Raw genomic sequence first — 11,836 nt, forward strand, 5'->3', positions numbered from 1 at the left:
CAGTCAAGCAACGGATGTCGATGATTCGACATAGAATCGAGCCAGTTGTCCGGCCCAGACCCCGCTTGACGAAAGTCGCGTTCACGCGTGCACTGGACCAGCCAATATCACTCTCGCATCAGCAGAGCGACCGCACGCGAACGAGGTCTGACATGGGAACCATCATCTACGGTTCGGGCGAACGCCAGCTCCACCTCGACGATCGAACGTTGGCGCACCTGAAGTCGATCGTGGTGATGAAGCTGCGCCGCCAGGAGTCGTTCCTGCTCTCCTGGCAGCGTGCCGATGAAGACGGTCCGGCCGGCCGCGTCTCACTCTGGGTGCACCCGTCCATCCCGCTCGAGTTCCAGTTCGAGGAGGCCGAACGCCCGGCCCTCAACCGCGAATGGCTCGAAGCGCTCATGGAAGCGTCGAACCGCTCAGGCGACCTGCAGATCACCGCAGAGCCGGGTGTCGCCGAGCGGCCCGTCGTCGAGTCGCCGGAGACGCCTGCCGTGGCCGCCATCTCGCGCGCCACGACCACCGAACGGGCAGTCGTCTGATGGGCTCGTTCAGATACGGCGCCAACAACGCGGCGGAGCTCGACGATCGCGTCCTCGCTCACGTCCAGCTCCTCATCGCGGCGAAGCTCCGCAAGCGCGAGGGCTTCATGCTCAGCTGGACGGTCGAGCCGGAGCACGGTTCCGGACGCGTCTCGATCTGGGTGGACGAGGGCATCCCGCTGTCGTTCCGATTCGACGGTTCACGGACCCCGCTCATCAATCGTGCCTGGCTGAACCACATGATCGACCAGTCCTACAGCGTCCCGGGCACGGAGATCACGAGTGAGGCCGACTTCGAGGCGCACGTCGCCGCGCAGCAGGCCGCCGCGGACGCGCCCGTCGCCGGCAACTGACCCGTTCGCCTGGCGCGACTCCGCCGCCCCACCGCTGACTTGCCCCACCGCAGGACAACAGCGCCGCAGCAGGACGCATCGGACACGGGACCCTCCTGTCGTGCTGTTCTCCTCCTCTCGTGTGGTCGCTCGCATCACTAGGGTGGTCCCATCCCGGCGACCGGGCGATGAGAGGACCAGACGGACATGGACACCGAACCGCTCGCACTCATCCTGATCCCCGCGGTCGCCGTCGTGGCCCCGATCATCGCGGCGCTCATCGGCAAGGTCGCGAAGATCCCGCTCGTCGTGTTCGAGATCCTCCTCGGCATGCTCCTCGGACCCGCGCTCCTCGGCTGGATCCGCCCCTCGGAGTTCACGTCGACCCTCGCCGACCTCGGCCTCGCGATGCTGTTCTTCATGGCTGGCAGCGAGATCAACTTCTCCGCGATCAGGGGCAGACCGCTCAAGCGGGCCGCGCTCGGCTGGGTCATCTCGCTCGCCACGGGCGTCGCCGCTGGTCTGCTGATCGCTCCGGACGCCTCCGCCGGGGTCATCATCGGGATCGCTCTCGCTTCGACCGCACTCGGCACGATCATGCCCGTGCTCCGCGATGCCGGCGAGCTCCGGACGCCGTTCGGTCTCGCGGTCACCGCGATCGGCGCGGCGGGCGAGTTCGGTCCGCTCATCGCGATCTCCATCTTCCTGAGCGGTCGTGCTCCCGGCCCGTCGACGATCGTCCTCCTCGTCTTCGTCGTGGTCGCGGTCGCAGCGATCTGGTGGGCGTCTCGCGGACCGCACTCGGCACTCCACCGGCTCGTGGGCGCGACCCTCCACACGAGCGGTCAATTCGCGGTCCGTCTGGTGCTCCTCTTCATCGCGGCGCTCGTTGCGCTCAGCATCGTGCTCGGCCTCGACATGCTGCTCGGCGCGTTCACCGCCGGTGTGCTGTGGCGAGTCCTCGTGTCGAGCGCTCCGGCCGCGGACCGTGAGATCGTCGAGACCAAGATCGAGGCCGTCGCGTTCGGCTTCCTCGTGCCCGTGTTCTTCATCAGCACGGGTGTCACCTTCGACCTGCAAGCGCTCCTGAAGGACCCGACGGCGATGCTGCTCGTCCCGGTGTTCGCGTTGCTCCTGCTCCTCGTGCGCGGCCTCCCCGGACTGCTCGCCGCACCGAAGGGGTCGTCTCCGGCCGACAAACGCGCGATCGTCCTGTTCAGCGCGACCGGTCTGCCGATCATCGTCGCGGTCACCGCCATCGGCACGGACAGCGGGATCCTGTCGTCCGCGACGGCCGCGTCACTCGTGGGCGCCGGGATGGTGTCGGTGCTGTTGTTCCCGCTCATCGCGTTGCTGCAGCGGCCGAAGGTGGCCCCACACTCGAGCTAGCCGACCCCAGACCTCCGTTTTCGTGCAATACGCCCGTTTTCCATGGCACTTCTTGCACGAAGACGGAGGTCTGGGCGTGCGTCCTGGAAGACTGGGAATATCACATCCGTTATTTTGAGTCATTCAAAACAGTGTTAGGGTGAAGCCATGACCATCACTCCCGTCGAACAGTTGCGTGCAGCCGAGCTGCGCGTCACCGCGGGCAGAATCGCCGTCCTGGAAGCGTTGGACACGCTTCCGCACTCGGACGCCGACTCGATCTACCAGCGCGTCCGGGGCGCACTCCCCGGCACGTCACTGCAGTCCACGCACAATGCGCTCCGGGACCTGTCCCGAGCGGGACTGCTCCGGAAGATCGAACCGGCAGGTTCTCCCGCGCTGTACGAACGACGGATCGGCGACAACCATCACCACCTCGTCTGCACGGAGTGCGGAGCGGTGGCGGACGTCGACTGCGTGGTCGGTCATGCACCATGCCTGGAGCCGTCGACCACGGCCGGGTACTCGCTCACGACGGCGGAGGTCACCTTCTGGGGACTCTGCCCGGCGTGCCAGCAGCGCGCGGCGGAGATCTCGTCGCCCGTGGAACACCACTAAGGAGACACATGTCGGAGAACTACACCACCAGCCAAACCGGATCCCCGGTCGCCAGCGATGCTCACTCGCTGAGCGCAGGAACTGACGGCGCGATCGCTCTGCACGACCGATACCTGGTGGAGAAGCTCGCCCAGTTCAACCGCGAGCGCATCCCGGAGCGGATCGTCCACGCCAAGGGCGGCGGCGCGTTCGGTGAGTTCGTCGTCACGGGCGACGTCTCCGCGTACACCCGCGCGGCAGTCTTCCAGCCCGGCGCGAAGACGGAAACCCTCCAGCGGTTCTCCTCCGTCGCCGGCGAGCAGGGCTCGCCGGACACCTGGCGCGACGTCCGCGGCTTCTCGGTCAAGTTCTACACGACCGAGGGCAACTACGACATCGTCGGCAACAACACGCCCGTCTTCTTCATCCGCGACGGCATCAAGTTCCCCGACTTCATCCACTCGCAGAAGCGTCTCCCCGGTTCCGGCCTGCGCGATGCCGACATGCAGTGGGACTTCTGGACGCTCTCGCCCGAGTCCGCACACCAGGTCACGTACCTCATGGGCGACCGCGGCATCCCGCGGTCGTGGCGCCACATGCCCGGCTACGGTTCGCACACCTACCAGTGGATCAACGCGGCCGGCGAGCGCTTCTGGGTCAAGTACCACTTCCACGCCTTGCAGGGCAACGAGGAGATGGACGGCGTCGAGGCCGAGGCCATCGCCGGTGCGGATGCCGACTACTACCGCCGCGACCTCTACGAAGCGATCGAGCGCGACGAGTTCCCCTCCTGGAAGGTCTCCGTGCAGGTCATGCCGTACGAGGATGCCAAGGACTACCGGTACAACCCGTTCGACCTGACGAAGATCTGGCCGCACACGGACTACCCGCTCATCGAGCTCGGCGTGCACACGCTCAACCGCAACCCGGAGAACTTCTTCGCGCAGATCGAGCAGGCGGCGTTCTCGCCGGCCAACACGGTTCCCGGCATCGACATCAGCCCCGACAAGATGCTCATGGCCCGCGTGTTCTCCTACCCGGACGCCCAGCGGTACCGCGTGGGCGCCAACTACAACGAGATCCCCGTGAACGCGCCCATCGCGCCGGTCCACAACTACTCGCAGGACGGCAGCGCACGCCACGGGTTCAAGCCCGCCGGCGCACCCGTCTACGCGCCGAACTCCTTCGGTGGCCCCGTCGCCGACGAGGTCCGCGCGGGTGCGGGCACATGGGAGTCCGATGGTGCGCTGCTCCGCTCGGCCGCCGCGCTCCACGCCGAGGACGATGACTTCGGTCAGGCGGGAACGCTCTACCGCGAGGTCTTCAGCGATGCCGCCAAGGCGCGCTTCCTCGAGACGATCACCGGCGCGGTGAGCGGCGTGCAGAGCTCCGTCATCCGCGAGCGCGCGATCGCCTACTGGACGAGCGTCGATGCGAACCTCGGTCAGGCGCTCCGCACGAACCTCGAATCGGGCACGCAGACCGCCGACGAGCAGGCCGAGTACGTGGGCGTCGCCGACTAGGCGAACCACCAGAACCCGCTCGCCGAACGGCGAGTGAACATGACGATGCCGGGGTTGCAGCCCCGGCATCGTCGTCCGCACCATGCACACCAACCCTTGGACAGGAGGCTCAGATGAGTCACGAACACCCCCAACCCTACGACGCTCCGATGCAGCACGCGATGGGACGGGTCGCGCAGGACGCCGTCGTGCGCGATGCGATCACCCGCACGACGGGCACCGAACCGGCACCGCTCGACTCCATGCAGGCCGCGATGGGCCGTGAGCGGCAGATCCGTTCCACACACGAAGCGCTCGGCGCATGACGGCGGGAGAGATGGGAACGGCCGACACCGTGACGTCCGCATCGTCGGCTCCAGCGTCCGCTTCCGCATCGGCCCGGGCGTCCGCATCGGCCCCGGTCCCCTCGACCGAGACGTTGCTCGTCGGGACGATCACGCCAGGGCACCTCGTGCAGCAATCGAGGCGGCCCAGGTCGCTCGACGGTGACGAGTACCTCGCATCGCTTCCGAGCGGCGGCCCCGGTGCACCGAGTTATGTCATCGGCCGTCGTGTCTCGGGAGAGCCCTACCGGCGCGTCGTGCTCCACTTCGGTCCGACCGATCGTCCGTGGCAGCGCACGTGGGAGCTCTGCACGGATCGGGGTTCGGAGGTCGACTACCGGATCCTGACCGACACCTCCTCCTCCGGCTTCGCTGCCACCCACCCCTGACCCCACCCGCCCGACCTCGACCCCGCCGAGGTGAGGCTTCCGGTTGTTTCCGGGCACCCAGAACAACCGGAAGCCTCACCTCGGCGGTAGGGGTAGGGGGCGGGGGCGGGCAAGGGCGGCAGCAGCAGCAGCGGGTTAGGCGGCGGGAACTCGCGGGATCGTGACGGTGAAGGTCGAACCACGACCGGGAACACTGTCGACGCGGATCGCGCCGCCGTGAGCTCCGACGATCGAACTCGTGATCGCGAGCCCGAGACCCGCTCCCTGGATCGCCCGGCGCTCCGCCTCACCGGACCGGTAGAAGCGCTCGAAGATGTGCTCCTGTTCGCGCGAACCGATGCCGATGCCGTCATCCGCGACGACGAGCGACCAGGTGGCCTCATCGGCTCGCAGGGACACCTGAACCGTACCGTCCACCTCGGTGAACTTGATCGCGTTCGCGAGCAGATGGTCGACGACCTGGCGGATCTGGGCAGAGTCGATCATGGCAGCGACAGTGGGGACGTCGTCGACGAGCAGCCGGATCTGCGCCGCGGCGGCACGGGATGCCGCTGCATCCGTCGCCGCCCGCACGAGCGCACCGACCTCGCCCTGGACGATCCTCGTGGCAGCAGCGTCCCCCGCCGCGAGCAGCAGGTCGGAACCGAGCCCGAGCAGCCGCGCGACGTTGCGTTCGATCGCGGCGACCTCCGACGGCGCCTGGATTCCGGCGTCCTCGAGCCGATCCACGATGAGGTCGAGGTTGCCGACGAGTGCGGTCAACGGTGTGCGCAGTTCGTGGGAGACGGTCGTCAGGAACGACTCCCGGACGCGGATGCTCTCGATCAGGCGGGTGATGTCGTGCGCCACGACGACGGTTCCGAACGGCTCGCCATCGGCTCGGGTCAGCACCTGCGAGCGGACCATGATCGCGAGGCGATCGGCCCCCTCCCCGATCCACAGCAGCCGGCCGTCGGGAGCCTCATTGCCGAGCGTGTCCGCGATCGAGGCGGGGTCCGCGGCGACGGGGGTCGAGCCGTCCGACTGGAACACTTTCGCGCCACTGCCGTCCAGACCGATGGTCAGACGTGCTGCATCGGCGAATTCGAGAGCCAGGCGATTGCGTCGGAGCACCCGCCCGTCCACGTCGAGGACCGTGATCGCCGCATCGACCGTGTCCTCGACGGCTGCGAGGGACAACCGCTCCTCTTCCTCCGTCGCGAGGGCGTTCCGGAGCTCCCGGGTCGTTCGCTGCAATTGGTCCCGCTGGCGTTCGAGGTGCCGGGCGGCGAGCCGAACCGAGAGCGCGACGCCCGCCGCAGACGTGGGGAGGAGGAACACACGTGCCCAATCGAGCGGTGTGGGCGGGAGGGTCAACATGAGGATGTACGGGAAACTCGCGACGAACAGCGCGCCCGTGATCGACAGCCAGACGGTCGTCAGAGCGAATTCGTAGGCCAGCCAGATGACGGGGAAGAAGACGAGCCCGCCCACTCCCGGCAGGATGAGGCCCGCGGCGTCGCGGAGGAAGGCGACGGCGATGAAATCGAGGACGGGGATGATCGCAACCCACCCGTGGTCGAAGCGCTCCCACGGGACGAACGCGGCGAGCGCCGACGTCCCGATCGTGACCACGACCCCGATGAGGATGAAGAAGTCCTGGAGGGGCGTCAGGTCGAGGACCGCAGTGGAGACGGCCGCGACGACGAGCACGGCGGCGAGGAAGGGCGCTTGAACGGCACCGACGGCGCGTAATCGGAGGCGCGCACGCTCTCGGAATGATGAGGCCGGGGATGACACCATGCGTGCTGCACTTTCATGACGGTCGAGCCTCGAGGGCGGGGTGTTTCGCCACCCGTTCCTGCACAGTAGCGGACCAATGACGTGACATGAAGTCGGCACGCATGGCGGGACGCCAAATGACCCCCGTTCTGCGATTGTGAACCGTTTCAGGCGATTTGACGATCGAAATGATCATCAGATGTCGGAAAGGACGACCGATTTCGCGAGGAAAGCGCCCTCCCATCAACACTCGCCGCTGCGCGCATCAGAACACCAGACGAAGTCCGGTACTTCCGACTGAGGCGGCGCTCACCGATCGCGTCTATCGTCGAGGCATGCTTGCAGACACGGGACGACTCCATTCCGTCGCGCCTCCGGCATCGTCCACCCAGGCGAACACCCCAGCACAGCCGGCATCGCGCATGACCGTGCTCCTGCGCCGCGCCCTCACCGGACTCTCCTGGCGCGGCTTCGGCGCCCTCGCCTGCGCCATCGCGGTCGGACTGCTGGGGATCCGGGAGATCATCGAGCTCCGCAGCTACTCGGACCTCGCCGCATCGGATGTCGCCGGCTCGGACACCGTCGACGGCTTCGCGAAGGCCCTCCCGCCGGGAGCCAACCTGAGCGATGTCGTCATCGTCCTCGGCTTCGCGGCGTTCGTGGGCATCTCCCGCTGGTACCCGGCCTGGTCGTTCGCGGGCGTGTGGGCGGTCGCCATCCTGCAGATCGCCACGCGCACCGAGCTCCTCCTCGCGGAGCTGGCGGTGTGCATCATCGCGTTCAACATCGCGCGGCACGGCTCCCGCATGCTCCTCCGCGTGAGCGCACTCGCGTTCCCGGTCCTCGGCGTCATCGGCCTCCTGCAGTACACGCAGGTCTACTACCTCGACAGCGCCCGCGGGCCGTTCCTCTCCCTCTTCCAGTACGCACTCGGGTTCTCCTTCTCCGGGGAGTCCGGTGCCGTCGTGCTCGTCGCGGCCCTCGTCATCGGCATCCCGTGGCTGCTCGGCATCGCGCTCAGGTACGCCGATGTCTCGCGCGCGTCGCAGGCATCGCTCGCCGTGGCGGAGGCGGAAGCGGCGAAGGCGATCGAGGAGCGCAAGCGCGCGGAGGAACTCAGCGCGGCCCGTGACCAACAGGCGCAGCTCGCTCGCGATGTGCACGATGTCGTCGGGCACTCGCTCGCCGTGATCCTCGCCCAGGCGCAATCGGCTCAGTATCTCGAGAGCGCCGATGCCCTCCGCCGCACGATGAACGTCATCTCGGATTCCGCCAGGTTGTCGTTGCAGGACGTGCGGAAGGTGCTCGAACCGGCCTCGCCGAACCCCGGCGGCTCGGGAGGGCGACGCCCGACCGGTCGGAACACCACTCACGACGCCCCGGAACGGCAGGAGCTCCGATCGCTCGTGGAACGTGTCCACACCAGCGGCCGATCGGTCCGACTCGACGAGACCGGGATGTCCCGGCCGATGCCACCTGACCTCGAACTCGTCGCATTCCGGGTCCTTCAGGAGATGCTGACGAATGCCATCAAGTACGGCGACCAGGACGCGGAGATCGTCGTCGCGCTGCGCTGGGACACCGCGCTCGAGATCGAGGTGCGGAACAAGCCGGGCACGGCGCCGCTCACGGCGGAGTGCGCTGCAGCGTGCGCGGCGGCTGTTGGTGCGGGTGCTGCAGCCGCGGCCCGTCCCGGTACGCAGGACGCGGTGCCCGACGCGAGCGATCACCTCACTGCCGCCGACCACGAGCACGGTGGGGGACGGGGCATCATCGGGATGCGTCAGCGGCTGGAGCGCGTGGGAGGACATCTCGTGATCGATGCGATCGGCCTCGACGGGCGCTTCGGTGTGACCGCGACCGTCCCCCTCCGAGTCGCCCAGTGAGCGCGGCCGAGCCAGGTGCCGCGCGCGACTCGCTGACGGAACCGGAATCGACCGCCGGCACCGCGCAACCGTCCGCGGACTCGATCCGCGTCCTCCTCGTCGACGACCAGAAGCTGTTCCGCGCCGGCATCGCCGTGATCGTTGACAACCAGCCCGGCATGCACGTCGTCGGCGAGGCCGGCGACGGGTTCGAAGCGTTGGAATGCGTCGAACGGCTGCGGCCCGACGTCGTGCTCATGGACATCCGCATGCCGGAGATGGACGGCGTCGAGGCGACCCGCCGCATCTTCGAACCGGTGCCGGGCGATCCGTTCCGGCAGCCGCCGCGCGTCATCGTGCTCACGACGTTCAACCTCGACGACCGAGCGGCGCGCGCGATCCGACACGGCGCGAGCGGCTTCCTCCTCAAGGACAGCTCGCCGGCCCAGCTCGGCGACGCCGTCCGCACCGTCCACTCCGGCAACGCCGTCCTCGCGCCGGCCGACCTCGCGATGCTCCTCGACGGCGAGTTCTCGATGACGCCCGTCCCCGAGACGCCGCAGGCCTACCTGGAACTGACCTCCCGCGAGCTCGACATCTTCGCGGAGGCTGCCCGTGGCCTCGCGAACGCGGAGATCGCGGCATCGATGTTCCTGAGCGAGTCGACCGTCAAGACGCACCTGTCGTCGATCCTCCGCAAGCTCGACCTGCGCGACCGCGTCCAGCTCGTGGTCTACGCCCACGAGCACAGCCTCCCCCGCTAGCTCGCGCGCTCTTCTGCCGAGGGGTCGCAAACTGCGGGTGCCCCAGCCTGACACCCGCACTTTGCGACCCCTCGGCAGAAGCGGGAGATATGTCAGCCGGGAGGTATACAGGCGGGTCACCGGGTGCCAGACTGTGCGGATGGACCTCCTGAACGACGTCATCCTGTCCGGCGGCGACTTCCTCTGGACATGGGCCGTGTTGCCGGTGCTCGCCCTGCTGGGCCTGTACTTCACCGTCCGGTCAGGTGTCGTGCAGTTCCGACTCATCCCGGAGATGTTCCGCACCCTGACCAACAAGACCCCCGTCGGCGATGACGGCAAACCCCAGTCGGTCTCGGCGTTCCAGGCGTTCACGATCTCTGCTGCCTCCCGCGTCGGCGTCGGCAACATCGCGGGCGTCGGCACCGCGATCGCGATCGGCGGTCCCGGGGCGATCTTCTGGATGTGGACGATGGCGTTCATCGGCGGGGCGTCGAGCTTCGTCGAATCCACCCTCGGTCAACTGTTCAAGGTGAAGGACCCGTCCGGGTTCCGCGGTGGCCCCGCGTACTACATGCAGCACGGGCTCAAGGCCAGGTGGATGGGCATCGTCTTCGCCGTCATCCTCATCGTGTGCTTCCCATTCGCGTTCAGCTCCCTGCAGGCGAACACGATCAGCGCGACCGTCTCGTCGAGCTTCGGCGGCGACGTCTCGTGGATCCCGTGGGTCATCGGCATCGTGCTCGCCGCCCTCACCGCACTCGTCGTGTTCGGCGGCGTGCGCCGCATCGCGAGCGTCACCCAGGCCGTGGTGCCGGCGATGGCCCTCCTCTACCTGCTGCTCGGGCTGGTGATCGTCGCGATGAACATCGACAAGCTGCCCGAGGTGTTCGGCTCGATCTACACGCAGGCGTTCGGCTTCAACGAGGTCGTCGGTGCGACGATCGGCACGATCATCATGACGGGCGTGAAGCGGGGCATGTTCTCGAACGAGGCCGGTCTCGGTTCGGCGCCGAACGCGGGTGCGAGCGCGGCCGTCACCCACCCCGTCAAGCAGGGGCTCGTCCAGACGCTCGGCGTCTACTTCGACACGTTCCTGGTCTGCACGATCACCGCGTTCATCATCCTCGTGTCGAGTCCGGACCTCGCCGGCGCGACCCGAGGCATCGGCCTCACGCAGGCCGCGGTCGTCGGCAACCTGGGCGCGTGGTCGAACGTGCTGCTCAGCATCATCATCTTCCTGCTGGCGTTCAGCTCGATCCTCGGCAACTACTACTACGGCGAGTCCAACATCGAGTTCATCTCCACAAACCGTCGTGTGCTCACCGGCTACCGCATGCTCGCGGTCGTGGCCATCTTCGTCGGCTCGATCGCTTCGGCGGACGTCATCTGGAACACGGCCGACGGCATCATGGGCATCATGGCGCTCGTGAACCTGATCGCGATCGGGCTCCTCTCCGGCATCGTCTTCCGGCTGCTTCGCGACTACTCCAGGCAGCGTCGCGAGGGCCGCGATCCGGTCTTCACACGCGATCTCCTGCCGGACGTCTCCGGCATCCAGTGCTGGCAGGACGAGCGTTCGGTGACGGGCGCCATCCCCACCATCAGCCGCCCGACCCCCTGATCCCTTCTGCCGAGGGGTCACAAAGTGCGGGTCCGCCGACCGGAAACCCGCAGTTTGCGACCCCTCGGCAGAAGATCAGGTGGGGTTGCGACGGGCGAGGTGGACGGTGAGCGGGATGTGCGCGACGGCGATGAGCCCGGCCAGCAGGACTGCGGCAGCGACGGAACCGACCGCGTCGAACACGGCGAGCGCGACGAGCGGACCGACGACGGCGCCGACGTCACCGGCCGTGCGCGTGACGCCCACGACGAATCCGCTCCGTGACGATGGGACGGCCTCGCTCATGACGACCGAGGGGACGACGCTCGCGATACAGCTCGCGAGCCCGTAGGCGATGATCGCTGCGGCGAACGCGATCGGTCCCGCCGCGAACGGGAAGACGGCCATCGCCGCTGCTGCTGCGACGACGCTCGGTACGAGGACCCGCAGTCGGAAGCCGCGGTCGAGGAGCGGCCCGACGATGAGCATCGCCCCGAGGGACACGACCGTCGCCGCCGCGAGCGCGAGCCCCAGGGTGAACGGCGTGAGGCCGCCTCCCGCGTAGCCGAGGAGCGGGATGAGCCCTTGCTCGCCGCCGAACCGCGCCGCGAACACGGCGAACGATGCGATGGCGAGGGCGATGACGACGGGCGCGATGCCGCGTGGGCGGCTGGTGTCCGGAGTGGTTGCGGCAGCGGGGAGGGCTGCACGGTCGGTTGCGCCAGCGGCCGTTGCGGCAGGCGCGGCGGCGGCAGGCGCGGCTGAGCCCGGCTCGAGGCGAGCGGCGGGA

12 protein-coding genes are annotated in these 11,836 nt (G+C 68.1%); 10 read left to right on the top strand and 2 right to left on the bottom strand.

What is annotated here, in order from left to right:
* Positions 1-152 precede the first annotated feature (152 nt).
* The 7 genes from ACQ3HB_RS14905 to ACQ3HB_RS14935 all read left to right on the top strand — a co-directional run bounded on the left by ACQ3HB_RS14905 (position 153) and on the right by ACQ3HB_RS14935 (position 5,074).
* Positions 153-542: a DUF7882 family protein gene (locus tag ACQ3HB_RS14905; RefSeq protein ID WP_430920961.1), complete on the top strand. Its 390-nt coding sequence runs from the start codon at positions 153-155 to the stop codon at positions 540-542.
* Entirely contained in the window at positions 542-895 is a 354-nt protein-coding gene (locus tag ACQ3HB_RS14910; protein WP_430920963.1) for a DUF7882 family protein, read from the top strand. The genes ACQ3HB_RS14905 and ACQ3HB_RS14910 overlap by 1 nt, the downstream gene beginning before the upstream one ends.
* Before the next feature lie 186 nt (positions 896-1,081).
* Positions 1,082-2,263, top strand: coding sequence for a cation:proton antiporter (locus tag ACQ3HB_RS14915; RefSeq protein WP_430920965.1), 1,182 nt, complete (start codon positions 1,082-1,084; stop codon positions 2,261-2,263).
* Between the two features lie 147 nt (positions 2,264-2,410).
* Entirely contained in the window at positions 2,411-2,860 is a 450-nt protein-coding gene (locus ACQ3HB_RS14920; protein WP_430920966.1) for a Fur family transcriptional regulator, read from the top strand.
* Between the two features lie 8 nt (positions 2,861-2,868).
* Positions 2,869-4,362 carry a catalase gene (locus ACQ3HB_RS14925; RefSeq protein WP_430920967.1) on the top strand — a complete coding sequence of 498 codons (1,494 nt, stop codon included), beginning with the start codon at positions 2,869-2,871 and terminating at the stop codon, positions 4,360-4,362.
* A gap of 113 nt (positions 4,363-4,475) precedes the next feature.
* The gene (locus ACQ3HB_RS14930) at positions 4,476-4,667 is read left to right on the top strand and encodes a hypothetical protein (protein WP_430920968.1); all 192 of its coding nucleotides are present in this window, start codon (positions 4,476-4,478) and stop codon (positions 4,665-4,667) included.
* Between the two features lie 11 nt (positions 4,668-4,678).
* Positions 4,679-5,074, top strand: a complete 396-nt coding sequence (locus tag ACQ3HB_RS14935) for a hypothetical protein (RefSeq protein WP_430920969.1) — start codon at positions 4,679-4,681, stop codon at positions 5,072-5,074.
* Positions 5,075-5,209: 135 nt separating this feature from the next.
* On the opposite strand, the gene ACQ3HB_RS14940 is transcribed toward ACQ3HB_RS14935, so the two are convergent.
* Positions 5,210-6,856 carry a sensor histidine kinase gene (locus ACQ3HB_RS14940; protein ID WP_430920970.1) on the bottom strand — a complete coding sequence of 549 codons (1,647 nt, stop codon included), beginning with the start codon at positions 6,854-6,856 and terminating at the stop codon, positions 5,210-5,212.
* A 314-nt stretch (positions 6,857-7,170) separates the two neighbouring features.
* On the opposite strand from ACQ3HB_RS14940, the gene ACQ3HB_RS14945 reads away from it, so the two are divergent.
* The 3 genes from ACQ3HB_RS14945 to ACQ3HB_RS14955 all read left to right on the top strand — a co-directional run bounded on the left by ACQ3HB_RS14945 (position 7,171) and on the right by ACQ3HB_RS14955 (position 11,067).
* Positions 7,171-8,721 (top strand): sensor histidine kinase, encoded by a 1,551-nt coding sequence (locus ACQ3HB_RS14945; RefSeq protein ID WP_430920972.1) that lies wholly within the window; start codon positions 7,171-7,173, stop codon positions 8,719-8,721.
* A 32-nt stretch (positions 8,722-8,753) separates the two neighbouring features.
* Positions 8,754-9,464, top strand: a complete 711-nt coding sequence (locus tag ACQ3HB_RS14950) for a response regulator (RefSeq protein WP_430920977.1) — start codon at positions 8,754-8,756, stop codon at positions 9,462-9,464.
* 139 nt (positions 9,465-9,603) lie between these two features.
* Positions 9,604-11,067 (top strand): alanine/glycine:cation symporter family protein, encoded by a 1,464-nt coding sequence (locus ACQ3HB_RS14955; RefSeq protein WP_430920974.1) that lies wholly within the window; start codon positions 9,604-9,606, stop codon positions 11,065-11,067.
* 75 nt (positions 11,068-11,142) lie between these two features.
* Here ACQ3HB_RS14955 and ACQ3HB_RS14960 read toward each other — a convergent pair.
* Positions 11,143-11,836, bottom strand: a 694-nt coding sequence (locus tag ACQ3HB_RS14960; RefSeq protein ID WP_430920975.1) for an MFS transporter, incomplete at its 5' end; no start/stop codon positions are given.

This window comes from Plantibacter lichenum, from assembly GCF_050587525.1.
In the GTDB taxonomy this organism is placed as follows: Bacteria; Actinomycetota; Actinomycetes; order Actinomycetales; family Microbacteriaceae; genus Plantibacter.